Raw genomic sequence first — 26,990 nt, 5'->3', positions numbered from 1 at the left:
AGGGTCACACCTCGACGGTGTCGCCCTTGCCGATGACAACGAGCCCGCTGTCCGTCACCGTGTACCGCTTCCGGTCTCGGTCGAGGTCGACTCCGACCTCGGCGCCATCCGGCACGACGACGTTCTTGTCGATGATGGCCCGCCTGACGACTGCCCCCCGACCGACGTCGACGTCGTCGAGGAGAACCGAGTCCTCGACGGCGGAGTGCGAATGGATCCGCACTCCTTTCGAGAGGATCGACCGCCTGGCCGTCCCCCCCGAGACCACGACTCCCTGGCCGACGATCGACTCGACCGCCACTCCGCGCCGATCGGCGAAGTCGAAGACGAACTTCGCCGGTGGGAGGGCAGGCTGATGGGTGTAGATCGGCCACTGCAGGTTGTAGAAGGAGAAGATCGGATCGACCGAGATGGTGTCCATGCTCGCCTGGTAGTAGCTGTCGATCGTCCCGACGTCACGCCAGTAGCCGCGCTCCCTCTCGGTCTGTCCCGGGATGTCGTTGGTCGCGAAGTCATAGACGTATGCGACCTTCTGGTCGACGAGGCGCGGGATGATGTTGCCGCCGATGTCGTGGCGTGAGTCAGGGTCGTTCGAGTCCTCCTCGATCACCTCACGCAGCACCGCCGTATCGAACACGTAGTTCCCCATCGACACGTACGCCACGTCGGGATCGTCCGGGGTCGGCCGCGGGTCGGCCGGTTTCTCGTCGAACGAGACGATCTTCCCTGCGGCGTCCACGGCGATGATACCGAACGCCGTCGCCTCCTCCCTCGGCACCCTGATCCCCGCCACCGTTACTCCGGCTCCCGTCTCGAGGTGGTGGTCGACCATCTGACTCGGATCCATCCGGTAGATGTGGTCGGCGCCGAACACGATCACGTGGTCCGGTTGCTCGTCGGTGAGGATGTTGAAGTTCTGGAAGATGGCGTCCGCCGACCCGGCGAACCAGTGCGGCCCGCGACGCATCTGGGCGGGGACGGGCGTCACATAGTTGCCCAGCATCGTCGACATCCTCCATGTCAACGCCAGGTGCCGGTCGAGGCTGTGGCTCTTGTATTGGGTGAGCACTGCGATCCTGCGGTAGCCGCCGTTGACCAGGTTCGAGAGCGCGAAGTCGATCAGCCGGTATGCGCCGCCGAACGGGACCGCAGGCTTCGACCGATCCCGTGTGAGGGGATAGAGCCGCTTCCCCTCGCCGCCTGCGAGGACGAGCGCGATGAGGTTCGGCGTCGCTGCCACATCGGCAAGGTAGTGGAACGAGGCGTTGTCGTGTGTGGGAGTCTGCGCGCCGGGCCGCAAGAACTACTCACCCCGGCCTGCATTCTTTCCGATGGAACCTGAGCGAGGGGTAGCCCAAGAGGAGATCGCTTTCATGGACAACGACGCATTCCAGCCACCGGGCGACTTCGGCGCTCTCGACAAAGAGATGGAGCGCATCGTCGCGGAGGCCGAGCAGGCCGCCGAGACGGTGCGTGCCAACCTGGCAGCCGCCCAGCAGACCAAGGAGCATCTGCTCGCCAAGGCGCAGCAGGAGGCCGACCAGCTGCGGGCCGAGGCGAGCGCGATCGTCGCCGGCGCCGAAGCGGAGGCCGAGCGCATCCGCACGACCGCCCGTGCTGAGGGCGACTCCGTCGTCAACGCCACCCAGGACAAGGCACGCGACATGCTCGCCGACGCCGAGCGGCAGATCGGCGTCCTCACGGACGAGGCTGTGGACGTGCGTGCCATGCTCGCCGAGAAGCTCCCGCTGCTCCAGGATCTGCTGGATCGCCTCGAGCCGGCCCTCGACACCCTCCGTGAGAACGGATCTGTGACGAAGGCCTCCGTGAACGCAGACGCCGGCGCCCTCAAGGTCGAGACGCCGACGAGGGGCCTCACCGTCGTCCCGCCGACCGCAGCCGAGGCCGCCGCCGCATCCGACGCTGCCAGCGAGAGCGCCGAGGCCGACGCTGCCACACCCGCGGCTGCCGACAGGGATGACACGTTCGATGCCTTCGACGCCGTCGAGGCCGTCGACGATGCAGAGCCCGAGCCGGCCGGGGGTGAGTCGGTCTCCGGCGAGTCCGCCGACTGGTACGCCGCCGAGACCCAGTAGCGCTCGGTTCGAGTGCGATCTCCGTGACTTCCGCGAGTCCGCGTGATGGGTCCGCCCGCCGCGATCACAGATCCGCTGCGATTGCTGAGGCGTTGCAGTGCTGTTCAGAACCGGGGGGTCAGGCGAGCGAGGACCCTTGGAAGAGGTGACGTTCGCCTCTCGTGCGGATCGTACGGCTGGCACACGATCAGCACATGACGCAGACGGCACCTGCCCGTGGTCCGGCGGTCTCTGACAGGGCCGGTCGTCGCGCAACTTGGATCGACAACCTGCGGGTTGCGATCATCGTGGGAGTCATCGGCTCGCACGTCAGTGTGATCTACGCCCTCGATGTCGGATGGTGGTACGAGGAGCGAACCGCCAGTGAGATCGCCAAGGCGGTTCTCGCCGGGGTGTTCGCGCCTGGCTTGCTCTTCGGAATGGGCCTGATGTTCTTCGTAGCAGGGTGGTTCACCCCTCCGGCCTTCGAACGCAAGGGTGCTCGTCGCTTCGTCATCGACCGGCTCTGGCGTCTCGGCATCCCCACGGCTGTCTATCTCTTCATGGTCAACCCGGCGATGAACTTCTTCGGCGCCCGGGCGATGGGCGAGGGGGAGACGATCGCCGACTATTTCCGTCGCACCTATTGGGACGACGTCGAGCTTGGCGTGGCCTGGTTCATGGCCGCTCTCCTGATGTTCTCACTCGCCTATGCCGCCTGGCGGTCGCGACGTCCCGTCCGGACTGAGGGCATAGTCCCGCTCCGACGTAGCGATCTGGTGAACGTGGGCATTTTCATCGCCGTGGCGTCGTTTCTTGTGCGCCTCGAGTTCCCGGTACTCAGCGGCGAGGCGCTATTGACGCTGAACCTCTGGGAGTACCCGCAGATGTCCGCGCTCTTCGCGCTCGGCGTCCTCGCTCGAGAGCGGGGCTGGCTGTCCGACGTTCTGCCGTCACAGCTGCGGCGGACCTGCGGGCGGGCCGCCGCCCTCGGTGTCGTCCTTGCCGCGCTCGTGGGCGCTGGCATCGCCATCACCGACGATCCGGATCCCTTCCTCGGGGGGTTGCGGTTCGAGGCGACGCTGATCCCGCTCATCGAAGCCACCCTCGCGCTGGGCATGTCGTTGTGGTTGATCGACTGGTTCCGTCGCCGCACCAACCGTGCAGGCGCGCTGGTGGGTGGCCTCGGGCGAGCGTCCTTCGTCGCCTATCTCCTGCACGTCCCGATTACCATCCTGCTCGCCACAGCCCTGCGAGAAGTCGTAGTCCCAGCCGAACTGAAGTTCGTCAGCGTCTTCACCTTGGGCGTGGTCGCGTCATTCGGCCTCGGATGGCTTTTCACTCGGTCACGAGTCGCAGGGCGGATTCTCTGAGACTACGGCCCGCTTAGTCACGTTTGCGCAATGGATGCATGACGCGCGGCCGTCACCACCAAGAATCCACCGAATCACTCACACATGACCGGCAGTCGGCGCTACCGCACCGATACGTGGGAAATGTGGCGCCCGCCCCGGCGGCGGGGGCTCAGCGTTCGAGGCCGCGAGTGTCTCGGTCGACGGTCTGTTCGGCGGTTCGCTGTTGGGCAGTTCGGTGTTGGATCGCGGTGAGCCTCCGCCTCACACGCTGGCGGCGGGTCCGGGTGCTCCCCGGGGCGTGGAGGTGACGGGATTTGAACCCGTGACTTCTTCGTTGCGAACGAAGCGCTCTGCCGGGCTGAGCTACACCCCCTGGCAGCGCAGCATTGTAGGCGGCGGCCGCTCCGCTCTCGTCAGCTCGTCGCCGGCTCGCCGCCGTCAGCAAGCTGCATCCGCAGACGCTCCTGGACGACCGTCGTGGTGAGGTCCGCCCGGCTGCGCTCGATGAGCTGCCTGGCGACGTCCGTGGTCCTCCGCAGCCCGTCCGTCATGCCGTCCGGGTAGTCGAGAGACGTCATGAGATCGTGGATCGCCTCCATCTGGCGGAACACCGACTCGGCCTCGGCGAGGTGGCCGGCCCTCAGCAGGTCGAGCAGCCGCCTGCGCAGCTCGCCGACCGCTTCGCCGAGCCCCTTCATGTACGGCACGGAGTGGACGCCGATGTCCGACGGAAGAGGGAGCTTCTCCCCTGCGAACAGGGCGGCTGTCGTCTCCGCCTCGGCGTACTCCTTCACTGCGTCGTAGAAGAAGCCGGCGTGGTAGATGTCGTGATGCTCGGACAGCGGGCCCTCCGCCTCTTCGATGAGCCGGCGGGCCTCGGCGAGCAGGTGGCGAGCTTCGGCGGTCTCGTTGCGGTGGAGCGCTCTGATGGCGTTCGCCGATGACCGGATGATCTTGCGGCAGTTCTCGAGCGCCAGCTCGCGAGCCCCGTACTTGTCGTCCAGCTCGGACCTGACCGCAGACTCGAGAGCGTCTAGGCCGATGTCCGGCGACGGCACGTCAGCCGGCGACGACACGAACGGTGTGGCGCTGGGCGTCCACGACGACCGGTTCGGCGGCCCGCTCGATGGTGATGACGGATGCCAAGGCGGAGGCCCGCTGGCGCATCGCGACGAGGAGCCCGACGTAGGCGGACAGGGCGAGGTCGAACAGGATGGCGACGGTGAGCCAGAGCGCGCTGCCTCCCGTGATGGCGAGCAGCAGGGCGGCGACGGCGCCGGCGCCGAGTCCGACGAGCACCCTGCGCCGCCGGGTGGACGCCATCCGTCGCGACGTGACCTCGTGGGCCGGGCTGTTGGCGACGGATGCCAGGAGGGCGGTCGAGCGGGCGAAGCTCCTCGTCGAGCTCATAGGTGCCTGGCGGCGGTTGTCGAAGAAAGATGGCAGCAGGAAGAACGCCCACACAAGGGCGATCACGATGAAGACAACGATCTCCAAGTTGGTCCCTTACTCCGCTGCCTTGTCGAGCGTAGGCTGCAGGCCCACCCACACCAAGGATTTCGCGATCTCGATCAGATCAGGACGCATTGTGGTCCGATCGCTGCGCACTCAGCAACTCCGCTGCCTTGTCGAGCGTGGGCCGCAGGCCCACCGACACCAAGGATTTTCGCGATCTCGAAGGATCTCGATCAGATCAGGACGCTCAGATCAAGAAACGTTGTGGTCCGATCGCTGCAAAGTCAGCAACTCCACTGCGTGCGGCAGCGCCTCCGCAATGACGGCAAGCGACTCGGTGACCCCTGAAACGGAGCCGGGCAGGTTGAGGATCAGCGTCGATCCGGCGATCCCGGCGACTCCCCGCGACAGCATGCCGTGCGGGTTGACGCCGAACGTGGCGGCCCGCATCGCCTCGGCGAGCCCGGGCGCTTCGCGCTCGATGACCAGACGGGTGGCCTCGGGGGTGAGATCTCTGTCCGTGAAGCCGGTGCCTCCCGTCGTCACGACCAGGTCGGCCTTCCCGATGAGGCCGCGCAGCGCGGCAGCAACCGATTCGACGCCGTCGGGCACGACGGCCGTCGATGTGATCTCGAATCCGATGGTGCGCAGCGCCTCTTCGGCGGCCGGGCCGGAGCGGTCGGCGGCCTCACCGCGGCTCACCCTGTCGCTGACCGTCACGACGGCTGCTCTCATCGGTGCCAGTCCCCCGACTTGCCGCCCGATTTCGAGAGCAGCCTCACGGGGCCGATCTCGGCTGAGCGGTCGAGGCCCTTGATCATGTCGTAGATCGTCACCGCCCCGATGGCCGCGGCGGTGATCGCCTCCATCTCGACACCCGTCTTCGCCGACACCCGAGCAGTCACCTCGATCCTGGCGCCGGTCTCGGTCGGCTCGATGGCCACGTCGACGGCGTCTAGGGGAAGCGGGTGGCACAGCGGGATGAGATCCGACGTCCGCTTGGCGCCCTGGATGGCGGCGATGCGCGCCACCGACACCGCGTCGCCCTTCGGAAGGTCGCCCTGGAATAGCCTGGCTCGCACCGGAGCCGACATGGTCACGAAGGCCTCGGCTACCGCGATCCGGGCAGACACGGGTTTCGCTCCGACGTCCACCATATGTGCCCGCCCCTCTGCATCGAGGTGGGACAACTCGCCGGTGCGCGGCTCATCCACCACCGAGGGCCTCCTCGCTCGTTCGCGTCTCGGCGGCGCGGAACAACTCGAGCGTGACGAGGTCTCCCTCGTCGAGCGCCCCGACCCCGACCGGGACGACCCCGAAGGCGTCCGCCGCTGCCAACGCCGAGAGCACGTTCGAGCCCTGGCCGCCGGACCGCGTCACCCGGAAGGCGCCGTCGTCTGCCGATGCCAGGGCAACCCGCACGAAGACGGTCTTCTCGGCGTCCGTCTCCACCCGCTCGGCGAGTACTCCGGCCGTGCGGGGGCGAAACAACCTGCGGGCGCCCATCATGCGCAACAGCGCCGGGCGAAGGAACTGCTCGAAAGCAACGAAGACGGAGACCGGGTTGCCCGGCAGGCCGAACAGCGGAACGCCGCCGATCGCCCCGAAGGCGAACGGCTTGGCAGGCTGCATCGCCACCTGCCAGAAGTCGACCGTGCCGAGCTTGGTCAGCTCCTGCTTGATGAGGTCGTACTCCCCCATCGACACCCCGCCACTGGTGACGACGACGTCGGCCTCGTCGGCAGCCTTCCGGAGGGTCTCACCGATCAGGTCGGCGTCGTCGCCGATGATGCCGAAGTCGAGGATCTCGGCTCCGAGCTCCGTGAGCACGCCATGGAGCACGAAGCGGTTCGAGTCGCGGATCTTCCCCGGCTCCAGCACGGCGGTCTCGGGCGCCACGACCTCGTCGCCGGTCGACATGACGGCGACCCGCGGCCGCCGGGCGACAACCGGGGCCGTCACACCGAGGGACGAGAGCAGCCCGAGGTGAGCAGGTGCGAGCCGTTCCCCGGCCGCCACGACGACGGTGCCCGCCTCGATGTCGCCGCCGGCGGCTCTCACGGAGGTGCCGCGGTCCGGGGCGGCGAGCACCCGAACAGATCGCTCCCCCGGCTCGGTGTCCTCGACCCGCACCACCGTGTCCGCCCCGTCCGGCAGCGGGGCTCCCGTCATGATCTTGATGGCGGTGCCCGGAGCGACGGCCATCGTCGCCACGCTCCCGGCGGGCACGTCTTCGAGGACCGGCAGCTCGGCCGGAATCGACGCCAGGTCGGCGTGCCGGACGGCGTACCCATCCATCGCCGAGTTCGGGAATGGCGGAAGGTCGTGCGACGCAACGACCGGCTCGGCGAGGACGAGCCCGAGCGACTCCCTGATCGAGGTGGACATCGCCGGCAAGGCGGGCATGGCGGCGAGAACATCTCGCTGGGCGTCTGCGAGGGGCCGCATCAGCCGGTGATCCTCCGCTCGTCCTGGCGGATCATGCGGCGGATGTTGGGAGCGTGGCGGGCGACGACGATCGCCGCCGTCGCCGCCGCCCAAGCGAGCGACCATCCTCGGTGGCCCGCCAGGACGAAGCCGGGCACGTAGACGGCCATGGCGGCGAGCGACGCCACCGAGGCGACCTTGGTCGCGGCGACGAGCCCTCCCCATGCCGCCGCAGTCACCAGGCCGAAGACCGGCTCCAGCCAGATGGCGGCGCCGAGGGCGGTCGCCACACCGCGTCCCCCTCGGAAGCCGTGCCATACGGGAAACGTGTGACCGACGACCGCAGCCGTCGCGCAGGCGAAGCCGACCGGCACCGATACCCACCCGGCACCGATGGCCGCCGCGAGCAGACCCTTGGCGACGTCACCGACGAGGACGACGGCCGCCGCCTTCTTCCCGAGTGTCCGAAAGACGTTGGAGGTGCCTGGATTGCCACTGCCGTGCTGGTAAATGTCGACGCCCAGCAACCGGGGCACGATCACACCGAAATCGACGCTCCCGAGCAGGTACGCAACGACGATGGCGACGGCAGCCTCCACCGCGGCGAGTGTAGGTGGAGGGTGGTCGGCGGTTCACGACGCCGGCCCTCGATGGGCCAGAAGCTGGGAGGGACCGGTTGGGAGCGGTGGCCGCCACTCTGCGTGACTACCATCACGAGGGTTGGAGGGTGCGTTCAACATCTCATGATCGGTGTCTTTGGCGGTTCCGGGTTCTACGAGTTCCTCGACGACGCGCGCAGCGTCGAGGTGGAGACGCCCTATGGGGCCCCGGCCGCCCCGTACACCGTCGGCACCGTCTCGGGCGTCGAGGTCGCCTTCCTCCCTCGTCATGGCGCCGATCACCGTTTCCCGGCACACATGGTCCCCTACAAGGCGAACGTCTGGGGCATGCGCCAGCTCGGGGCGAGCTGCCTCATCGGGCCGTGCGCCGTCGGCAGCCTGAAGACCGAGATCGAGCCCGGGGACTTCGTCGTGTGCGACCAGCTCGTCGACTGGACGAGGGGGAGGGCGAGGACGTACTTCGACGGCCCCGACATCGAGCACCTGAGCTTCGCCGACCCGTACTGCGAAGATCTCCGCCGGGTGGCGATCGAGTCGCTGGAGGGCGTCGACGCCCGCGTGCACGACGGAGGCGCCGTCGTCGTGATCGAGGGTCCCCGGTTCTCGTCACGCGCCGAGTCCTCGTTCTTCTCGTCACACGGCTGGGCGGTCATCAACATGACCCAGGAGCCGGAAGTCGCTCTCAGCAGGGAGCTCGGGATGTGCTACGTCAACATCTCAGTCGTCACCGATTACGACGCCGGCGTCGTGGCCGAGGCCGAGCCTGTCACGCACGCGCAGGTCCTCAAGCAGTTCGAGGCGTCGCTCGACACGCTACGCGCCGCCGTTGTGGACATGATCCCCCGAGTGGACGCCACCCACTCCTGCCGCGGGTCGATACAGGAGTGAAAGCCTTCCCTGTGGGATCGACGCCGACCACAATGACCGCCTGGCCGCCAGGAACACCATGAGAGAGTCCGCCACCACAGAGCGCGTTGATTCGAGGTGGCCGACCGGCCCCGCGCCGGCGCCGCCCCTGGGCGGTGCCGCCGAGATCCCCTCCCCGTGTCGCTGATCGCAAGTCCCCCACCATTCCCCCTGCTTGCGTGATGCGCCCTCCCTCCTCACGGAGGGAGGGAACGGGGAGGGGCCCATTCGTGTCGATCCCCGCGGGAGACGGCTTCCGTTGCCCGTCGTCGTCCGATACGGTCGCCTGCGTGTATTGGTTCGCCAAGCCGCCCTACCTCCGGTGGCTCGCCGCGGGTGCCGTCGTCGCCCTCGCTCTGGTCCTCGAGCTGAGCGGCAGGGAGACGACGCCTTACCCGTTCGCCTCCCGCGCTATGCCTCGCGGCGCCGTGGTCGACGAAACGGCGGTCGAGTGGCGAGACGTGCCTGTGGGCATCCTGCCGGACCCCGACCTGTCCCTACCGGTCGCCTCCCGCAGGATCGCGGCGGGCGAGCCACTCGTGCCGTCAGCACTGGCATCCGAGTCGCCGGTCCCGGACGGGTGGTGGTCGGTTCCCGTGCCGCTCTCGGACGGCGCCGCTCCGGGGTCTCCGGTCAAGATCGTCGTGACGGATCCGGTGTCTTCCGTCGACGGGGTGGTGGTGTCGCCCGGAGGAAGCGGGACGTTCGGGGTCGAGGAGGCGGGTCTCGTCGCAGTCGCCGAGGAGCAATCGGTGCTGGTGGCGACGGCGGCGGCGGCCGGCAACGTGATCGTCCTCGTCTCTCCGTAGCCGCGTGGGTGAGTCCCCAAGCGCCGTTAGTCTCCCGGTCGCATGATCGAAGCCGCTTTCTGGGGCCTGATCCAGGGCCTCACCGAGTTCCTCCCCATCTCGTCGAGCGGGCATCTCGTCCTCGTCCCGGCCCTGCTCGGACGGGAGGGGCCCGACCTGGCTACGTCGGCCGTGCTCCACCTCGGCACGCTGATCGCGGTGCTCGCCTTCTTCCGCCGGGACGTGAAGGACATGGTGCAGCTCAACGCCCGCGGCCGGGGACTGCTCAGGCTCCTCGTGATCGGGACCATCCCGGCCGCCGCCATCGGCTTGGCCGCCAAAGGCCCCCTGGAACGACTCAACGAGGACCCGAGCGCCGTGGCGATCGCAATGGTCGTGGCCGGGTGCGTCATGATCGCCACTCGGTTCATCGGGCAGGGAAGGCGTGGCATCGAGACCGTGACCGACCGCGATGCCGTGGTCATCGGCGCCGCCCAGGCGCTGGCGTTGATTCCCGGCATCACGCGATCGGGGATGACGATCACCGGGGGCATCGTGATGGACCTGCGGTCGGGGGAGGCCGCCCGGTTCTCGTTCCTGCTCGGCATCCCAGCCATCGCCGGGGCAGGGCTCCTCGAGGGCGCCGAGCTGATGCAGAGCACCCAGGGCATCCCGGCGAAGACCTGGGTGGGCGTCGCCGTCGCCGCCGTCGCCGGTTACATGGCGATCGCGTTGCTGCTGCGCCTCATCCGCAGGATCGGCCTCGTGCCTTTCGGCGGGTACTGCGTCGGCTTCGGTGTTCTGGCGTTCCTGGTGGTCTGAGCAGCGGATAGTCTCCTGTCATGACACTCGAAACACTCAAACCGGCCGCCAGGGCCCGACTGGACGACGACCTGATCATCTGGTTCACGACCGTGTCGCCTGCCGGCCAACCCCAGACCTCTCCCGTCTGGTTCGTCGTCGACGGTGGCGACATCCTCGTGTACTCGAAGCGTTCGGTGAGACTGGCGAACGTCGCAACCCACCCCAAGGTGGCGATGAACCTCGACGGAGACGGCGAGGGTGGCGCAATCGTGACGATCGAAGGCACGGCCAGGATCGACGACGAGACGCCGAGCCCCGACGAGCACGACGCCTTCTTCGCCAAGTATCGAAAGAAGCTCGAGAGCTACGAGTGGACCATCGGCTACTTCGCCGAGCACTACCCCGTGCCGGTCAGGATCGCCGTCGATCGGGTGCGGGCCTTCTGAACGTCACTCACTGACGACGATGGTTCGCATGCCGGCGGGGAGGGGCTCGGCGAGCAGGTCGCCGACGATCCTCGGCCGCACATCGACGCCGTCCAGTTCGTCGACCGAGAACCAGCTGAACTCGAGCACGTACTCATCGGCGGTGCCGCGCATCTCGACACCCGTGAAGTCGCCGGCGGCGCGCAGAGGAGGGGGCAGCGTGAGCTGCAGGTAGTGGCCGATCTCGTGGTGGGCGACGGGAGGCCCGGCCGGCGGGCTGCGAAGCAGAGACGGGTGATCGAAGAAGTTCTCGATGACCCACAACAACGGCCCGGCGACCGCCTCGACCCCGACCTCCTCCTGGATCTCGCGTACCAGCGCCTCGGCGAGGGTCTCGCCGGCCGCAACCCGCCCTCCCGGGAGCGCCCAGAAGTCGTCGTGCGCCGCCCTGTGGAAGAGCACCCGACCGTCGTGGACCGCCACCCCGGCGACGCGGACCCGGAACACCGCCGGCATCACGTATGGCCGGGCGGGTTCTTGATCTCGGCGAAGGCCATGCGACGCGCCTCGACGATCTCGCTGCTGATCTGGTCGAGGCTGTCCATCAGCCACAGGAACGCCGCCTTGCCGGGCCGATAGTCGGCTTCCGCCATCCCCTGGACCCGGCCCTGCTCCGAGAGCTGCTTCACCTGCTTGTGGTTGTTGCGGGGCTCGAGCGTGTACACCCCGAGGGTCTTGCCGCCGTTCTGGTTGAGGATCGAGAACACCGGGACGTCGCTCGGGCCGTCGGCGATGTAGATCATGTTGCGCAGGGGCACCCTCCGCTGCGCCTCCGACATCCGGGCGTTCACGTCCACCTGGGGGTTCTTGTTGACTCCCTTGTTGATCTCGAAGACGGGCCTCGTCTTCGACGTGTTGTCGATGACGTACGAGAGGTGCTTGATCGGCCCGCGGGCATCGTCGACCTGGAGCCGCTCGAGGTAACCGGGGGATGCGTTCGCCGAGACGAACGTGTTCGCCCAGATCCCGTCGACGTGGGGGGCGATGGAGCTCCCCTCGATCATCGCTCGCAGCCCGGTCGACACGATGTAATGCTCGACCGTGATGCCCTCTCTGGCGAACGCCTGGACGTCCATCACCTTCTGCCTCGTCGCCTCGAGGAACTCGGGGATGCCGGGGCACGGCTCGAGCTTCCCACCGAGCTCTCTGAGCTTGGCGTTCGTCAAGCCCGGGAACGCCCCTGCCTCGACGTACGACAAGATGTGCAGCAGATAGGCGAGGTCCCTGGCGAGCACCTCGCCGCGCTTGGCGTGATACTCGACGAGACCGTCCACCTCCTGCCAGAACAAGACCGGATCGACGTCGTACTCGTCGAAGATCGGCCCCTGCATGTTGTCGGCGATCAGCGTCCTGTCGAAGTCCCACAGGAAGGCGACAACGGTCTGCGTGTGCAGAGCGATCGGCATCCCGGGAAGGTTAGGAACGTCGAGCCGCGAAGTCCCCCATCGTCCCGCCGACGGGAGCCGAAAGCCGATCGGGGCGCCGGGTCAAGGGATCTCGGAGGCACCGAACTGAACGGTCGCGCCGTCGAGCCACCACGGCTGGAGCCTGCAGGTCGTGCCGCGCAGCACGCCGTGGGCCGCCCCCACGTCCGTGAGGGGAACCAGCACCACGATCTCCCAGTCGCGTCGTGACAGGGCCTCGAGGCGCCCTCTCAGCGCACCGAGGTCGCAGCCGGGCTCGACGACCACCTCGATCCGGCGACGGTCGGCGACGACGACGCAGTGGGCATCGTCGCCGCCGGGGATACCGAGATCGAGCCCGGCGAGCGTCGACTCTCGCGCCGCATCGCCTGCTCCGATGCAACAGACGGCGGCGGCTTCGAGAACCCTCATGGCCACGGACTTCTCGATGACCAGCGCCACGGCGGCGCTCCTCCCTGTCGGCGACTTACAGCAGTGTAATTCCCCGACGGATCGTCCGCCACGGCGCTGGAGCGTCCCGTCCTCCGTTCCGAGTGCTGCCCCCCGGTAGTCTCGTCGCCATGGCAACCGAGACCCGAGAGCAGGTTGCGGCCCACCCCGGTCTCTCCACGGCCGAGGTTCGTGAGCGCATCGCCCGGGGCGAGATCAACGTCGTGCAGGAGAGCCCGAGCCGCACGACCGCAGAGATACTCAGGGCCAACATCATCACTCGGTTCAACATGCTCCTCGGGGCGCTCCTCGTTGTGATCCTCGTCGCGGTGCGTGAGCCGCGGGATGCGCTGTTCGGCATCGTCCTCATCACGAACGCGTGCATCGGGATCATCCAGGAGCTGCGGGCCAAGGCGACCCTCGATCGGCTGGCTGTGCTCACGTCGCCGACCATCCGGGTCGTGCGTGACGGTGAGCCCCGCGAGGTCGCCGTCGATCAGATCGTCGTCGACGACGTCATCCATCTGCGGGCGGGCGACCAGCTCCCGGTCGACGGGACCGTGATCTCCAGCAGGGGCCTCGAGATCGACGAGTCGCTTCTCACCGGCGAGTCCGAGCCGGTCGCCAAGCAGGCGGAGGACCAAGGTCTCTCCGGTAGCTTCGTCGCGGCGGGTTCGGGTCTCTACCGGGCTACCCGGGTCGGACCCCACGCCTACGCCGCCGGGCTGGCCCGGGAAGCGAAGCGCTTCGCCCTGGTGAAGTCGGAGCTGCGCGACGGCATCGATTTCGTTCTCCTGGCCGTGAGCTGGGCGGTGGGGCCCGTCGTGCTGCTTCTCGTGTGGAGCGAGATGCGGGTCCACAACAGCTTCGTCGAGGCACTCCGCTCGGCCGTGGCCGGTGCCGTCGGGATGGTGCCCCAGGGCCTGGTCCTGCTCACCTCGGTGGCCTTCGCCATCGGGGTCATCCGTCTCGGCAGGCGCAACGTCCTCGTGCAGGAGCTGCCCGCCGTCGAGGGCCTTGCCCGGGTCGACACCGTCTGCTTCGACAAGACCGGGACGCTCACCGAGGGCAAGCTGACCGTGCAGGCTCTCGAGGTGCTCGCCGCCGACGAACATGGAGCGCGGGCGGCGCTCGGTGCCCTCGGGGCTGCCGAGCCGGACCCGAACGCCACGTTGAGCGCCGTCAAGGACCAGTTCGCGGCGCCGCAAGGGTGGCGCCGCGTGTCGTCCGTCCCCTTCTCTTCTGCCAGGAAATGGAGTGGCGCCACGTTCGAGCGGCAGGGCTCGTGGCTCCTCGGGGCACCCGAGATCCTGCTGCCGAACGATGCCGACGTGGCTTCCTCCGTGCGGGAGCACGCCTGGCGCGGCAGGCGGGTGCTGCTGCTGGCGCGCACGGACGAGCCGCTCGCCGCCGCCGCGGTCCCTTCCGCGGTGGAGCCGGTGGCGATCGTCGCCCTCGGGGACCGCATCCGCCCGGACGCGGCGCAGACGCTCCGGTACTTCGCCGACCAGGGCGTCCAGGCCAAGGTGATATCGGGGGACCACCCGGACACGGTGGCCGCCATCGCCAGAGAGGTCGGGGTGCCGGGATCTCACGAAGTCGTCGACGCCAGGCGACTGCCGAACGACCCGGATCAGCTGGCGGAGGTCGTCGAGCAGGGGACGGTGTTCGGAAGGGTGACGCCTCAACAGAAGCGCGCCATGGTCAGGGCGCTCCAGTCGCGCGGCCACGTGGTGGCCATGACCGGCGACGGCGTCAACGACGTGCTGGCGCTGAAGGACGCCGACATCGGCATCGCCATCGGGGGCGGGAGCGCAGCATCGCGCGCCGTCGCCCAACTGGTGCTCGTCGACGGCAGCTTCGACACCCTCCCGGGGGTGGTGGGCGAGGGACGCCGAGTCATCTCGAACATCGAGAAGGTCGCCAACCTCTTCGTGACGAAGACGGTGTACGCCATCTTCATCGCCCTCGTCGTCGGACTCGTCAACCGGCCGTTCCCGTTCCTGCCCCGCCACCTCACGCTCGTCGGTTCGATCACGATCGGCATCCCGGCCTTCTTCGTGGCTCTCTCGCGATCGTCACGGCGCGCCAGGCCGGGGTTCGTGATGCGCGTCCTCCGTTTCGCCATTCCGACCGGGCTGGCGGCGGGGATCGCATCGTTCGTGGCTTACGAGCTGGCGATCAGAGAGGGCGTGTCGCTCGTCGAGGCGAGGAGCATGGCGACGTTGGTGCTCTCGGCGCTCGGCCTGTTCGCCCTCGGGATCGTGATGCGCCCGCTCATCGCGTGGAAGCGCTGGCTGATCGCCGGGATGGCTGCGCTGCTGGTGGTCCTCATGCTGGCACCACCCGCTCAGGAGTTCTTCGAGCTGGCCCTGCCCCGGCCGGTCGTGTTCATGGCGGCCATCGGCATCGTCGCGGTGACCGGAACCGCCATGGTCGGGACGCTGCGTGCGGTCGGCTGGATCCGCCACGTCCCGGAGATCCTCATGCAGGCGCCCGAGGAGGCCAGCGGTGCCATCCGCAAGCTGCGGGCCAAGGTCGCGGAGTACACCTCGACTCGTCGGGCCCGATCAGCGAGTGCCGTCGGCGAGCCCTCGCCCAGCCCGACGGTGGAACCGCCGATCGACGTCGAGCCCGAGGGCGAGCCGGAACGAGGACAGGTCACCGACCCATTGGGCGAGATCGAGTGGTTCGACCCCGACGACGTCCTGCCTTCCGAAGGCGAGCTCGAGCTGGAGTAGCCGCCGGCCTCAGCGCTCTGCGTAGCTCGTGAACTCGAAGCGCTTCTGGTGTCCGCCGTCGTCACGGACGGTGACGCGGAACGTCTCGCCGAACGGGGCTTCGGGGAACAGCACCTTGACCTCCCAGCGGCCCCTCTCGTTCACCACGGTCTCGCCGGAGCCGAACTCGGATCGAATGCGGATGACCGACCCCGGTGCCCCGGTGCCGTAATACACGTCGAACGGCGGCACCTCGGAGCACGACCCGAACTCGGCGTGCGCCGTGAACTCATGAGGAGGTTCGTCGGGGGGCTTGTCCGTGACGTCGAGATGGACGACGATGGTTGCGGTCGTCTCGTTGCCTGCCGGATCGGCGGCAGTGAACGTCGCCCTGTTCGGTCCCGCCTCGAGTACGAGGACGATCGACCATCGTCCGCCTTCCGTCACGTCTGCCTCGTATCGACCCGCCGTGACCGTCGCTCCCGGCTCGGTCTCGCCTGAGAAGCGCACCGTCCGCTCGGTGACGTGGGCTCCGTCCTCGGGACTGAGGATCACGAGGCGGGGCGGATCCGAGTCACGCGCCTCGGTCGTGGTCGTCTCCGGCGGGAGCGTCGTCGTCACGGTGGTGGTCGTGGTCGTCTCCGGCACGGTGGACCCGGGATCGTCGTCCCCACCACCCGGGCCGTCCACGATGGGCGGCACGATGCCGTCCTGCGGTGGGGCCACCGTCGACGTGGGCGCCACCGTGGACGTCGTCGGGCCGGCAACCCGGTTGAACGGCAGTGCGACCTGTAGCGTGAGGGCGATGCCCAGCAGTGCGGCGATCGCCGCCACCGCCAGGGCCGCTGACGCCGCCTGGTTCCAGATGCGCCTCCTGGCGAGCTGGTCGACCGTGAGGGCGGTGTGGTGACCGGCCACGGCACTCTTGAGTGACGTGCTGGCTTGGGCGGCCCGCATGTCGAGCGTCGTCACGATTCCACCTCCAGGCCGAGCTTCTCTGCGAGCCGGATGCGGCCCTTGTGGAGATGGACCTTCACGGTGCCCTCGGCGCACTCGAGGATCCCGGCGATGTCTGCGATCGGGCGATCCTCCAGGTAGTGCAGGGCGACCGCCTGCGCCTGGCGTTTCGGGAGCGATCGAACGGCCATCCAGAACTCGTGGTCCTGCGCCGGGAGGTCCGGGAGGATCGCCTCGTTGCGGTTGATCCGGGCGACGGCTCTCGCCTCGCGGATCTTCCTGCGGAACATCGACACCGACATGTTGGCGACCACCCGCCGGACCCACGCCTCGGGCTTGTCGTATCGGCTGATCTTGTCCCAGGAGCGATGGGCTGCCAGGAAGGCGTCTTGAGCGAGGTCCTCGGCGGCGCTCCGGCTGCCGGACAGCGCGTATGCCAGCCCGATCACGGCCTTCAGCTCCCTCTGGTAGAACGACTCGAACGTCGTGACGGCCTTCACCGGGGCAGGCCCGGCTCCGACCCCGCGTCGTGCGGGATCGGCCGCCGCGGCGCTGCGGCGCCTCGAGTGCTGTGGCTGGGCCGTCACGTTGCTCTCTGTGTCACTCGCCGGAGGGGGTCGCCGGGTTTACTCATGTATCGAACCCGTCGCGCCATGGCATTAGTGGGGACTCTGTGGGCCATAAGCGTCGGGGGACGCGCCGGTAGGCTCGGTGCCGGCCCGCCACCAGGAGGAACCGACCAGATGACTGCGGCTGCGGAAGCCCTCGACGCCGAGTGGCGATCGAGGCGGGACGCCGTGCGAGAGCTGCTCGCCAGGGCGACAGACGATTACGACGACATCAAGGCGCTGTGGAAGCGTCATTCACTCGCCGAGGATGCCAGGGACATCGCAGGATTGCTCTCCACGCTCACCGACGACTGCGTATACGAGTTGGTGCAGTCCGGCCACCGGTGGGAAGGCCACGAGGGTGCCACCCGTTTCTACACCGGCCTGCTCGGCGCCTTCCCGGACATCGAGTTCAACCTCACGAGCATCGTCGTCGGTCCGCAGGGTGTCTGCGAGGAAGCAGTCGCGTCGGGCACCCACCACAAGGAGTGGATCGGCCGTGAGCCGACCGGGGCGCGCCTCAGCTGGCGCGTCGTCATCTTCTTCCCTTGGGACCCCGAAGCACGGCTGTTCGCCGGAGAGCGGGTCTACACGTACTTCCCGGACGAAGGGGACACCACGCATGCCTGACGACGACCAGGACAGGGACGAGAACGGCAAGGACGCGAACGGCAAGGACGGCGACGACGCAGGCGCCAAGGTCGAGCCGCCGCCTCATCACGAGGAGGCCATCAGCGAGACCGAGCACGAGGTGAAGATCGGCAGGAAGTCCGTCCCGTACACGGCGACGGCCGGCCGAATCGTGCTCGCAGAGGAGGAGGGGAAGAAAGAGGCGTCGTTCTTCTTCGTGGCGTACACCAGGAAGGACGTGAAGGATGTGGCGAGCCGGCCGATCGTCTTCTCGTTCAACGGCGGCCCCGGATCGGCATCCGTGTGGCTCCACCTCGGAGCGTTCGGGCCGCGCCGGGTGAAGATGCAGCCGGACGGCATGGCGCTGCCGCCACCCGGCCGCCTCGTCGACAACGAGCATTCGCTCCTCGACGTCGCCGACCTCGTGTTCATCGACCCGGTCTCGACCGGGTACAGCAGGGCGATACCCGAGAAGAAGGCCAAGGACTACCACCACTTCAAGAAGGACATCGAGTCGGTCGGCGAGTTCATCAGGATCTTCCTGACACGCAACGGCCGCTGGTCGTCCCCGAAGTTCATCGCCGGCGAGAGCTATGGGACGACTCGCTCGGCGGGTCTGGCGGGTCACCTGTGGCGCAGGCACGGCATCGCATTCAACGGATTGGTGCTGGTGTCCTCGATCCTCAACTTCCAGACCGCCGGGTTCGACCCGGGCACGTGGACCTTCCGCAGGGGCAACGACCTGCCGTACATCCTCTTCCTGCCGACGTACGCCGCGACGGCGTGGTACCACAAGCGGCTCCCCAAGGACCTCCAGAGGAAGAGCTTGAGGGCAGTACTCGACGAGGTCGAGGCCTTCGTCGATGGGGAGTACGCCTCCGCTCTGCTGGCGGGGGCCGGCCTGCCGGAGAAGCGCTACGACGCCGTGGCGGCGAAGGTCGCCCGCTACACGGGGCTCTCCGCCGACTACGTGAAGAAGCACGATCTGAGGATCGAGATCCTCTGGTTCTGCAAGGAGCTGCTCCGAGATCAGGGGCGGGCGGTCGGCAGGATCGACAGCCGATACACGGGCATCGAGCGCTTCGGGGGCGGCCAGATGATGGAGAACGACCCGTCCATCGATGCGGTCATGCCCGCATACACGTCGGCATTCAACGACTACGTGCGCCGTGAGCTCGGATACGAGAGCGATCTGCCGTATGAGGTGCTCTCGGAGCGGGTCCGGCCGTGGAGCTACGAGGACTTCCAGAACGCTTACGTCGATGTCTCCGAGACGCTCCGCGAGGTGATGTCGCGCAACCCGTTCATGAAGGTCTTCGTCGCCAACGGCTACTACGACTTGGCGACGCCGCATCATGCAACCGAGTTCACGTTCGGCCACCTCGGGCTGGACGAGTCCCTCGGCGGGAACGTCGAGATGGGCTATTACGAGGCCGGTCACATGATGTACGTCCACGTCGACGAGTTGGCAAAGCTCGCCGGCGATCTCCGGAGGTTCATCGGAGCGGCCGCCGGGTAGGTGATGCCGCCTGCGGGGGCGTGTCCCCTTCCGAGCCGAGCGTTCAGCGCGACTCGAGATCGAGGCTGGCGGCCATGTCGTCGACCACGCGCCGTGTGGCGTCGAAGTCACCGCTGAACGCCTCGAACGTGGTCAACACCAAGGTACCGCCGGCGTGCTGGACGATGACGTCGTATCCCGACGCTCCGCCGCCGTCGCCGGTGAAGGTGTACAGCAGGCGCTGGGCCTTCCGCCCCGCCAACCTGAAGGACTCGCGTTCCTGGATGACGGCACCATCTGAGTCGTAGCTCGCGACCAGGTCGGCGAACGACCAATCGGTCCAATACACCGCGATCGCCACCGGATCCTCGAACGACCCGGAGGCTTCGAAAGGCTCGGGGTCGAAATAGGCGCACGGACCGTCCAACTCTGTGCCGGCGACGTGCCAGCCCGACGGGTAGTCGACGCTGAAGCCCACCCCATCGTCGCGGCACGTCATCTCCTGAGGTGCCGTGGGTGTGACTTCGCCGGGCCCGGCCGGCTGGGTGGCGGTCACCGGAATGGTCTCTGCCGTCACCGATGTCGTCGGGGGAAGGGACGCCGTCGAAGTCACGAGGGGTGCCTCGGCGATCGAGTCGCTCGGCGGGGGATCTCGGTCGGCCAATGCCTGGGCGACACCGATGCCGGTCAACGTGAGGCCGCCGACCATCGTCAAGGTGCGGAGCAACGTCGTCAAGCGGGGCCGTCTCCTCCGGCCCACGGAACGAACCGGTGAGCCGCACGACACGCAGAAGGACGCCCCGGGCGGCGCCGAAGCACCACAGCGAGAACAGGAGAGTGCGGCGGTCTCGAGCGAGCTTCCGCACCCCCCGCAGAACAGGTCGCCGGGCGCCGACGTCACACCACAGGTCGGGCACACCATCGACGGGCCGGCTCCGGATGCAGCCCGACCCGCCTTCACCCCCAGCGGGATGTACGTGTCATGCAGTCGGTCGTAGACCAGCCACTCCCCGGTCGGAGGGTGGAGGAGAAGGCGGCCGTCACCGGTCTCGACCTCCCAATCGCCAAGACGCCCCATCGCCTCCTCGAACGACAGCTCGCCCCGCCCCATCCGGTCCCAGAGCTCGGTGCGACGGCGCTCCAGGGCCCCCCTCGCGTCGGTCACCCTCGTTCTCTCGGTCACCATGGCTGACGGTCCCACGATCTGATCAGGACCTCGGCGAGAGCTCCCCGCCCCTCCTTCTCCATGGTTCGCCGGTAGGCGTCGAAGGCACGCTCCGAGCCGTACTGCTCCACGTAGTTTTTCAAGGTGAGCTCCGCTTCGGGTCGGTCCACCATGCCTTCACCGATCTCCGCCATCCAGTCCGCCGCCCAATCCGATTCGTCGCGCAACCGGGGCGGGCTGCCGAGGTTGCGGCCGAGGGCGTCCCAATAGTCGAGGACGAGTCGCCGGCCGTCGGGAAGGATCACCCGGGTTGCGGCATGGTTCGCCCGATACAGCCCGTCCAGCCCGTCACGAATGCCGTCGGGGGTCACCGTCGAACGCTCTTCGACGACGATGGTGTCCACCAAGGCGTCGGGCCCGAACCGATCGCGCACGAACCCGCGCGTCCATTGCTCGCCCCACTCCGCATACTCGCCGCACTGTCCGCTTGTCGGGTCGTTCCAGAACGGATCGAGGAACGTGTTCCATGACTTCTCGATCAGGTTTCGGTTCCGCACGCGATATCCCTGCTCGGCGCGGTAGGCCACGCTTTCCGCGAAGTGGCGCTCGAGCTCCTCGAAGGGAGGTACCGGGGTTCGGCTTGGGCGATGCTCGGGCTGGTCCTGAGGAGCTGGGGCGGCCTCTTCCGGCGCCTTGGTGATCCCGAGCCGTTGTAGTAGGAGATCGGGCGGGAAGTGCAGGAGGAAGCCCCCTATCTGGCGTGCCCCGCGATCACCGACCGACTCACCGGGTGGTCTCTTCCGCCGCCGCGAGCGGGCGACGCTTCCCCCACCGAGGAGAAGCAGGATCAACCCTGCGGCAATCAGCAGGGCCTCCTCGCTGGGCCCATCGCTGGGCTGATCGCCGGGCTCGTTGCTGGGCTCGGGCTCGGCTCGGGCATCGACATCGTCATCGGCCGGGGTGCCCCCTGCGGCCGCCTCATCGTCGGGCTGATCGGCGCCGATGTCGTCGGGGTCGCCCTTGGCGGCCACATCCTCGGTCGTCGTGGTCGTCGAGCCGACAGGCTCCCCACCGCCGACGGTGTCCTCGACATCGTCCCCGCCCTCGGTAGGTGGCTCGCCACACCGCGGGGCGACCGCCTCCGCAGCCGAGATCAGACGGGCGGCGAGCGCGCTCGCCGCGGCGGCCAACCGAGGTTTCACGCGGATGATCGCCTCCACGTAGTGGGTGGGGCTGGCGAGATACTCGGAGGGGGGTTCTCCGGCGACGTCGTAGCCGTCGTGACAGCCGAATGTGTAATCGGCATGATCCGTCGAGAACCAGACCACGTCCACGGTGTTGAGATTGAACGAGCTGGGGTTCTCGTAGCCACAGAGGAGCTTGCGGAAGCTCGTGACCACATAGAGCCCATCGGCCTCCTGACCGTCGACCGACGACTCCTCATCGAGCCATGCCTTCTCGAAGGAGAGGTCACGACCACCCAACTCGGCAGGGCAGATCAATCGCTCTTCCTGAGCAGCGGCGGAGCGAGCCCCCAACCACCCGAGGACCATCAACGCGGCGACGAGACCCGCCACCGCACGCCGACGCTTGCCGGCGGGCTGCGGCTCAGACGTTGCTGCAGGTTCTCTCCGACGGATGACCGGGTGCGCCATGGAGATCGTCCTTGGTCTCGATGGTGTTTGATCGGTCGGGAGAGAAGCCGTCTTGAGGAACGTGGTGTGTTACCCGGTCGATCAGGAAACCCTCCCACGGTCCGTTGAGGAGATCGCGGTCTACTGGCTGCCGCTCGGTAGGGTGCCCTGATGGCAGGAGACGATGTTGGTGCCCGCTTGGTGCGGCGGTATGTCGAGGGGTGGAAGGCCGGTGACTCCAGTATGATTCTGGATGCTCTCGATCCGAACTGTGTTGTCATCGAGTCGCACGGCCCCACCTACCGTGGGATGGAGCAGGTCGAGCGTTGGATCGAGTCGTGGTTAGCTGAAGGAAACACGATCGAATCTTCTGCTGGGTCAGCCGCCACGCCCGTAACGCAGGCTTGAGGTGGGACCGACTCGGGGTTCGCGATGAGAGCGCTTGACAACACGCAGGTCGCAGGATGGTCGATGATCGCCGGCGGCGTGGTGTTCCTCCTCTTCTGGTTGGGCGACCTCCAACCCTGGGCATTCGCGCTGAGTGTCCACGGGCTCTCGATCGGCCTTCTCAGCGTCGGTTTGATCGCCCACGCGCGATATTCGGATGCGTCCAGGCCCATCCGGCTACTGACGAGGGTGGGAGTCGGTGCGACCGTGACCGGGCTGCTGACCGTCGGGCCGTTGATATACATCGGACTGTGGCTGGTGGGGTTGTCTGCTGTGCTGGAAAGGAGGGCATCGATCGCAGGGGCGGCCTTTCTTCTCGGATCCGTGCTCTACCTGGTCGCCTACGCGACCGGTGTGCGGCTGGGTTTCGAAGATGCTCCGGCGCTCACCGGAGCCCAGCAAGCGCTGACTGTGATCTCGCTGGTCGCGATCGCCGCCGGCTGTGCACTGATCGGATACGGCAGGCTCCGAGCTGAGCCGGTGCACGATCAGGCGTGAGGCGTGCGTGGCACACCTCCACCGGTGACAAGAATCCTCATCATCCGGCCGTCCCGGATCGCTATTCGGGTCTCCCGTCGAGGGCGCGGGCGATGTCGCTCATCTTCTGGGCGAGGCGGTTCGGGTCATCAGAGATGCGCGTGAAGCCGTGGTGCTCGTAGAACCCGGCCGCCTCTGCGCTGATGGCGTCGACAACGACAAGTCGTGCCGCGGCGATGTCGGAGGCGACCCGAGCTCGAGTAAGTGCATCCCAGAGGAGCTCTCCTCCCAGCCCGTCGCCGTGTAGCCCAACATCGAGGGCGAGGCGGGCCAGCATCACCGCTGGAATCGACGTGGGTGATCCCCGTCCGAGCTTCTTTGGAAGCTCGCCGCGTATCACCAGATGAGCGGCGAGGCTGAAGTAGCCGACGACTCGTTCGTCGCCTGCATGCCAAACGAAGGTCTGGGCGGTACGCATCGACTGAGCGTGGATCGCATGGTCGACCACCCACCGGTCGAGCGCCTCCACCCCACAGCGAAACTCCCCGACGTGGTGGTGCGGGCCGAGCCGCTCGGAAACGAACCGGGCCACAGCTCAGCGCTGGTCGACTCGCCGCCGGCCCTGGGCTCGCCGTTGCAGGGCTGGACTCGGCGTAGGGGGCCCATCGAGAGCGTCCCAGAGCTGGTCGAAGAAATCGGAGGGCACGACGGTCGCCGATGCCGAGGCAATGACCTCCTCGGCGCGGTCGGAAGCGGCGTCGAGCACAAAGGCGCTCAACGACTGGCGCTCCAGCTCCGCGGCGTAGCGAATGCGTCGCTCGCGCTCGGGGTCGGCGCGCAATTCGATCCGTGAAGTGCGTGCGGCTGCCATCTGTACGGTGATTGTACGGCACTTGAAGAACGAGTGGAACCCCTCGACCAACCCCGATCACCAACCCCGATCACCAACCCGATGGAGAGCGGACCACATGAAGAGAGAACGGCTACATCGATCTCATGAGAGGCCCAAACCGAATCTGACGCTGCCGTAGACTTGGATGGGAGGCGCAGAGAGGGCCTCCCACGGGCGGTTCACCAATTCACGCCCTCGTAGCTCAGGGGATAGAGCACCGGTTTCCTAAACCGGGTGTCGCAGGTTCGAATCCTGCCGGGGGCGCTCAAGCGGAGCGAACTTCGAGCGATCCACACCGCCAGCCGTCCCCACACCCGGCCAGGTCAACTACCTCGCCTTCTCATCCTCGCCCGGTGATCCACAGGAAGACGGGAGCGCGCCGGCGCGCCTTTTGGTTCGAATCCTGCCGGGGGCGCTCAAGCGGAGCGAACTTCGAGCGATCCACACCGCCAGCCGTCCCCACACCCGGCCAGGACCATCGACCTCGCCCTCACCCTCGCCTGGTGATCCACAGGAAGACGGGATCGCACCGGCGTGCCTTCTGGTTCGAATCCTGCCGGGGGCGCTCAAGCGGAGCGAACTTCGAGCGATCCACACCGCCAGCCGTCCCTAGGCCCGGCCTCGGGTGTGCCATGTACCCGACACGATCCGAAGGTACACGGGCCTCCCGGCAACGCGCCGTGCCTCGGCCGTTCAGCGGTTCGGCCAGGGGCGAAACAGCAGCCTCGTCACCCAACGCCCGATCCGTCGCATACCGGCTTGGGGGGCGGACTCCGTCTCGTCGTCGATCACCAGATAGAGGAACGACGCCCCGAGGCGCCACGCCAGCAAGCCGTCGGTCAGCACCTGATCGCCGACCACGATGACGGTGTCGTCACCACCGCGCAGCCCGAGCCGGCGACGGGTCGTCCACGGCTTGTTTCCCCGACTGACCATTCGGGGCACACCTCGTTGAGCACCGTTGCTCAGCACGATCAGGCGATCGATGGCCTCGATCGTCTCCAGCCGGTCGATCGCCGCGTTGACGAGGCGTCCGAACTCCTCCGGCTCGGAGCCTTGGGGAGCGAGCGTGTTGTCGACGTCCAGGATGAGGACTACCGGATCGCCGGAAGCGGCGACGGCGGCGACGACCGACACGACCTCATCCAGGTCGTGAACCGACCGCCGCGGTACCCGACTCATCACGACGAGAGTCCATCGGTTGGGGACTGGTGTGCCTCTATGACGGCGAGGGTAATGCCTGGGTGCGGCGTCAGGATCGAGCGGCGCGGCTCACCGAGCAACGGCGGCCTCGCCTCGGTATGGTCAGTTGAACACGAGCGTGGAGGCACGATGGAGCGGCCAACACCGCAGGAGCCGGACGGAGATTCCCCACGAGATCAGCCGGAGGCGTCGTCGCACTTCAGGCTCGTCGAGCCGGAGAAGACCGTCACCAAGCCGAAGCTGAAGCGCCAGTTCTACGAGGACGAGCTCACGCGCCTCCAGCAGGAGCTCGTCAAGCTGCAGGAGTGGATCAAGCGGCAGGGCCTCAAGGTCGTCGTCATATTCGAGGGCCGCGACGCCGCCGGAAAAGGCGGTGTCCTCAAACGGATCGCCGAGCGAACCAACCCGCGAGTCGTCAGGCTCGTCGCCCTCGGGACGCCGTCCGACCGCAGGCGAACGCAATGGTGGTTCCAGAGGTACGTCGAGGAGCTGCCGGCGGCCGGCGAGATGGTCCTCTTCGACCGCTCCTGGTACAACCGCGCCCTCGTCGAGCCCGTCATGGGCTTCTGCACCGAGGAGGAGTACCGCGAGTTCCTCAGGTCGTGCCCGGAGTTCGAGCGGATGCTGGTGCGTTCGGGGATCATCCTCATCAAGTACTGGTTCTCGGTGAGCGACGAGGTCCAGGAAGCCCGGTTCGCCGACCGCATGCTCGATCCGACGAAGCGCTGGAAGCTCAGTCCCATGGACATCGAGTCGCGAGGCAAGTGGGTCGAGTACTCCCGCGCCAAGGACATCATGTTCGACCACACCGACATCAAGCAGGCGCCGTGGTTCGTCGTGAACGCAGACGACAAGCGACGGTCCAGGCTCAACTGCATCGCCCACCTGCTGTCGATGATCCCGTACGAAGACACGACCCCGGATCCGGTCGACCTGCCTCCCAGGCAGACCGACACGAGCTACATCCGGCCGCCGATCTCCGAGCAGACGTTCGTGCCCGAGGTGTACTAGGCGGCGGGAGCAGTGGGGCCCGGCCTCCATCCGTTCTTGCGTCCCCCCATCGCACATACGCGGCGGGGGGACGCCGGAACGGAGGGGGAAGCGTCGAGCCGGGTCAGGGCACCTCGGCGACGTAGCTCAACACGGCGTCTCGATAGCTCGCCGTGACCCTCCAACACCCGGACGGCACGAAGTCGATGTCGGCGATCATGAACCAGCCGTCCTCGGGCGTGTATGCGTTCGTGCCGAGCTCCCCGCTGTGCTCGACCGGGTCATCCGAGCCGACCGGTTCGTGGGTGACAGAGATCGCCGGCGTCGACTCGACGGCGCCCCCTCTGAAATGCGTGCTCCACCACACGCTCTTCGTCGGCCGGAACGTCCCATCCGTGGGGAGCACCGTCCACAGATCGTCGGTGCCATACCAGACCGACCCCGCACCCGTCGGTGCCGGATCGTATGGCTCAGGCGGCGTGAACGGAGGCAGCGGAGGTCGGGTTGCGATACACACGGGCGCCCTCTCCGCAGGGCGATCGCTCCCGGGCCGTACGGACGTGAGGGTCGCCCAGACACCGTCCCGAGTCGCCTCATCGACGTCTGCCCCGAATGCCACGAACAGGAAGGTCTCGTTCCCCTGGAGGTCGAAGGATCCCGATCGCACCTCGAGGTCGGGAGGTAGGGCGCAATCGTTGGCGTCCGTGCTCTCCGTTGTTGGAAGGACGTGGGCGTCGAAGCCGCCAACGGGCCAGGGCGCCGCGCCGCTCGCTGGGTTGCCGGTGAAGCTCGCCGTGAGCATCGCGTCGTGCGGGCCGAGGGCACGGATGGCGTTCTCGGGGAGATAGGCGCATCGAACGCCGCCCGGCTCGAGAGGGAAGGTCGCCAGGGTGAGCGACTGCCACGCCAGGTCGGGCATCAGCTCGGAATCGGCTCGGTCCCAGTCTGCCGGGTAGGCGATCGACCAACCGACCGCAGGCTCGGGCGTCGTCGACGTGGTT

General features: G+C 67.7%; 29 protein-coding genes and 2 tRNA genes. 12 read left to right on the top strand and 19 right to left on the bottom strand.

Annotated features, from left to right (window positions below):
* Positions 1-4: 4 nt before the first annotated feature.
* The gene (glgC, locus tag VGC47_00655) at positions 5-1,240 is read right to left on the bottom strand and encodes a glucose-1-phosphate adenylyltransferase (GenBank protein ID HEX9853811.1); all 1,236 of its coding nucleotides are present in this window, start codon (positions 1,238-1,240) and stop codon (positions 5-7) included.
* Positions 1,241-1,331: 91 nt separating this feature from the next.
* Between glgC and VGC47_00650 the strand changes: the two genes are divergently transcribed.
* Positions 1,332-2,096: a hypothetical protein gene (locus VGC47_00650; protein ID HEX9853810.1), complete on the top strand. Its 765-nt coding sequence runs from the start codon at positions 1,332-1,334 to the stop codon at positions 2,094-2,096.
* Positions 2,097-2,290: 194 nt separating this feature from the next.
* Positions 2,291-3,448 carry an acyltransferase gene (locus VGC47_00645; GenBank protein HEX9853809.1) on the top strand — a complete coding sequence of 386 codons (1,158 nt, stop codon included), beginning with the start codon at positions 2,291-2,293 and terminating at the stop codon, positions 3,446-3,448.
* A gap of 281 nt (positions 3,449-3,729) precedes the next feature.
* Here VGC47_00645 and VGC47_00640 read toward each other — a convergent pair.
* The 7 genes from VGC47_00640 to plsY form a co-directional block, all read right to left on the bottom strand.
* Positions 3,730-3,803: transfer RNA gene (locus tag VGC47_00640), tRNA-Ala, on the bottom strand.
* A gap of 40 nt (positions 3,804-3,843) precedes the next feature.
* Positions 3,844-4,488 carry a haloacid dehalogenase gene (locus VGC47_00635; protein HEX9853808.1) on the bottom strand — a complete coding sequence of 215 codons (645 nt, stop codon included), beginning with the start codon at positions 4,486-4,488 and terminating at the stop codon, positions 3,844-3,846.
* Between the two features lies 1 nt (position 4,489).
* A complete protein-coding gene (locus VGC47_00630) occupies positions 4,490-4,927 on the bottom strand; it encodes a hypothetical protein (GenBank protein HEX9853807.1) in 438 nt (145 codons plus the stop codon).
* Positions 4,928-5,137: 210 nt separating this feature from the next.
* Positions 5,138-5,620: a MogA/MoaB family molybdenum cofactor biosynthesis protein gene (locus VGC47_00625; GenBank protein HEX9853806.1), complete on the bottom strand. Its 483-nt coding sequence runs from the start codon at positions 5,618-5,620 to the stop codon at positions 5,138-5,140.
* Entirely contained in the window at positions 5,617-6,099 is a 483-nt protein-coding gene (moaC, locus tag VGC47_00620; GenBank protein HEX9853805.1) for a cyclic pyranopterin monophosphate synthase MoaC, read from the bottom strand. The genes VGC47_00625 and moaC overlap by 4 nt, the downstream gene beginning before the upstream one ends.
* On the bottom strand, positions 6,092-7,333 hold the full coding sequence (gene glp, locus VGC47_00615) for a gephyrin-like molybdotransferase Glp (protein HEX9853804.1): 1,242 nt from the start codon (positions 7,331-7,333) through the stop codon (positions 6,092-6,094). The genes moaC and glp overlap by 8 nt, the downstream gene beginning before the upstream one ends.
* Positions 7,333-7,911, bottom strand: coding sequence for a glycerol-3-phosphate 1-O-acyltransferase PlsY (gene plsY, locus VGC47_00610; GenBank protein ID HEX9853803.1), 579 nt, complete (start codon positions 7,909-7,911; stop codon positions 7,333-7,335). Before plsY ends, glp begins: the two co-directional genes overlap by 1 nt.
* 144 nt (positions 7,912-8,055) lie before the next feature.
* Between plsY and VGC47_00605 the strand changes: the two genes are divergently transcribed.
* The 4 genes from VGC47_00605 to VGC47_00590 all read left to right on the top strand — a co-directional run bounded on the left by VGC47_00605 (position 8,056) and on the right by VGC47_00590 (position 10,876).
* Positions 8,056-8,820, top strand: a complete 765-nt coding sequence (locus tag VGC47_00605; protein ID HEX9853802.1) for an S-methyl-5'-thioadenosine phosphorylase — start codon at positions 8,056-8,058, stop codon at positions 8,818-8,820.
* Between the two features lie 308 nt (positions 8,821-9,128).
* A complete protein-coding gene (locus VGC47_00600) occupies positions 9,129-9,647 on the top strand; it encodes an SAF domain-containing protein (protein ID HEX9853801.1) in 519 nt (172 codons plus the stop codon).
* Between the two features lie 42 nt (positions 9,648-9,689).
* The gene (locus tag VGC47_00595; GenBank protein ID HEX9853800.1) at positions 9,690-10,448 is read left to right on the top strand and encodes an undecaprenyl-diphosphate phosphatase; all 759 of its coding nucleotides are present in this window, start codon (positions 9,690-9,692) and stop codon (positions 10,446-10,448) included.
* A gap of 20 nt (positions 10,449-10,468) precedes the next feature.
* Positions 10,469-10,876, top strand: a complete 408-nt coding sequence (locus VGC47_00590; protein ID HEX9853799.1) for a TIGR03667 family PPOX class F420-dependent oxidoreductase — start codon at positions 10,469-10,471, stop codon at positions 10,874-10,876.
* Between the two features lie 3 nt (positions 10,877-10,879).
* Here the strand turns inward: VGC47_00590 and VGC47_00585 are convergent, their stop codons facing one another.
* From VGC47_00585 to VGC47_00575, 3 genes are all read right to left on the bottom strand, one after another.
* Positions 10,880-11,371, bottom strand: coding sequence for an NUDIX domain-containing protein (locus VGC47_00585; protein HEX9853798.1), 492 nt, complete (start codon positions 11,369-11,371; stop codon positions 10,880-10,882).
* Positions 11,371-12,321 (bottom strand): HAD family hydrolase, encoded by a 951-nt coding sequence (locus VGC47_00580; GenBank protein ID HEX9853797.1) that lies wholly within the window; start codon positions 12,319-12,321, stop codon positions 11,371-11,373. Before VGC47_00580 ends, VGC47_00585 begins: the two co-directional genes overlap by 1 nt.
* Positions 12,322-12,402: 81 nt before the next feature.
* The gene (locus VGC47_00575; GenBank protein HEX9853796.1) at positions 12,403-12,780 is read right to left on the bottom strand and encodes a hypothetical protein; all 378 of its coding nucleotides are present in this window, start codon (positions 12,778-12,780) and stop codon (positions 12,403-12,405) included.
* Positions 12,781-12,899: 119 nt separating this feature from the next.
* Here VGC47_00575 and VGC47_00570 point away from each other — a divergent pair, with 119 nt between their 5' ends.
* Entirely contained in the window at positions 12,900-15,509 is a 2,610-nt protein-coding gene (locus VGC47_00570; GenBank protein HEX9853795.1) for an HAD-IC family P-type ATPase, read from the top strand.
* Positions 15,510-15,518: 9 nt separating this feature from the next.
* Here the strand turns inward: VGC47_00570 and VGC47_00565 are convergent, their stop codons facing one another.
* Together VGC47_00565 and VGC47_00560 are read right to left on the bottom strand one after the other, a co-directional pair.
* A complete protein-coding gene (locus VGC47_00565) occupies positions 15,519-16,460 on the bottom strand; it encodes a hypothetical protein (protein ID HEX9853794.1) in 942 nt (313 codons plus the stop codon).
* Complete coding sequence (locus VGC47_00560) at positions 16,457-17,032, bottom strand: SigE family RNA polymerase sigma factor (protein HEX9853793.1); 576 nt, start codon at positions 17,030-17,032, stop codon at positions 16,457-16,459. Before VGC47_00560 ends, VGC47_00565 begins: the two co-directional genes overlap by 4 nt.
* A 156-nt stretch (positions 17,033-17,188) precedes the next feature.
* On the opposite strand from VGC47_00560, the gene VGC47_00555 reads away from it, so the two are divergent.
* Complete coding sequence (locus tag VGC47_00555) at positions 17,189-17,683, top strand: nuclear transport factor 2 family protein (protein HEX9853792.1); 495 nt, start codon at positions 17,189-17,191, stop codon at positions 17,681-17,683.
* Positions 17,676-19,202, top strand: coding sequence for a peptidase S10 (locus VGC47_00550; GenBank protein ID HEX9853791.1), 1,527 nt, complete (start codon positions 17,676-17,678; stop codon positions 19,200-19,202). Before VGC47_00555 ends, VGC47_00550 begins: the two co-directional genes overlap by 8 nt.
* A gap of 43 nt (positions 19,203-19,245) precedes the next feature.
* Here the strand turns inward: VGC47_00550 and VGC47_00545 are convergent, their stop codons facing one another.
* Both VGC47_00545 and VGC47_00540 read right to left on the bottom strand, forming a co-directional pair.
* Positions 19,246-20,364, bottom strand: a complete 1,119-nt coding sequence (locus VGC47_00545; protein ID HEX9853790.1) for a zinc ribbon domain-containing protein — start codon at positions 20,362-20,364, stop codon at positions 19,246-19,248.
* Positions 20,361-21,923 (bottom strand): hypothetical protein, encoded by a 1,563-nt coding sequence (locus VGC47_00540; protein HEX9853789.1) that lies wholly within the window; start codon positions 21,921-21,923, stop codon positions 20,361-20,363. Before VGC47_00540 ends, VGC47_00545 begins: the two co-directional genes overlap by 4 nt.
* Before the next feature lie 489 nt (positions 21,924-22,412).
* On the opposite strand from VGC47_00540, the gene VGC47_00535 reads away from it, so the two are divergent.
* Entirely contained in the window at positions 22,413-22,925 is a 513-nt protein-coding gene (locus tag VGC47_00535) for a hypothetical protein (protein HEX9853788.1), read from the top strand.
* Positions 22,926-22,986: 61 nt separating this feature from the next.
* Here the strand turns inward: VGC47_00535 and VGC47_00530 are convergent, their stop codons facing one another.
* The gene (locus VGC47_00530) at positions 22,987-23,496 is read right to left on the bottom strand and encodes an N-acetyltransferase (GenBank protein ID HEX9853787.1); all 510 of its coding nucleotides are present in this window, start codon (positions 23,494-23,496) and stop codon (positions 22,987-22,989) included.
* Positions 23,497-23,499: 3 nt separating this feature from the next.
* Positions 23,500-23,775, bottom strand: coding sequence for a DUF1778 domain-containing protein (locus tag VGC47_00525; protein HEX9853786.1), 276 nt, complete (start codon positions 23,773-23,775; stop codon positions 23,500-23,502).
* A 212-nt stretch (positions 23,776-23,987) separates the two neighbouring features.
* Here VGC47_00525 and VGC47_00520 point away from each other — a divergent pair.
* A tRNA-Arg gene (locus VGC47_00520) sits at positions 23,988-24,060 on the top strand.
* Positions 24,061-24,489: 429 nt separating this feature from the next.
* Here the strand turns inward: VGC47_00520 and VGC47_00515 are convergent.
* On the bottom strand, positions 24,490-24,978 hold the full coding sequence (locus tag VGC47_00515) for a hypothetical protein (GenBank protein HEX9853785.1): 489 nt from the start codon (positions 24,976-24,978) through the stop codon (positions 24,490-24,492).
* A 150-nt stretch (positions 24,979-25,128) separates the two neighbouring features.
* On the opposite strand from VGC47_00515, the gene ppk2 reads away from it, so the two are divergent.
* Positions 25,129-26,010, top strand: coding sequence for a polyphosphate kinase 2 (gene ppk2 / locus VGC47_00510; GenBank protein ID HEX9853784.1), 882 nt, complete (start codon positions 25,129-25,131; stop codon positions 26,008-26,010).
* A gap of 103 nt (positions 26,011-26,113) precedes the next feature.
* Here ppk2 and VGC47_00505 read toward each other — a convergent pair.
* Positions 26,114-26,990, bottom strand: an 877-nt coding sequence (locus VGC47_00505; protein ID HEX9853783.1) for a hypothetical protein, incomplete at its 5' end; no start/stop codon positions are given.

Source organism: Acidimicrobiia bacterium (genome assembly GCA_036396535.1).
Taxonomy (GTDB): Bacteria; Actinomycetota; Acidimicrobiia; order Spongiisociales; family UBA5794; genus DASWKR01.
This window is presented reverse-complemented; position numbering and strand designations above follow the sequence as displayed.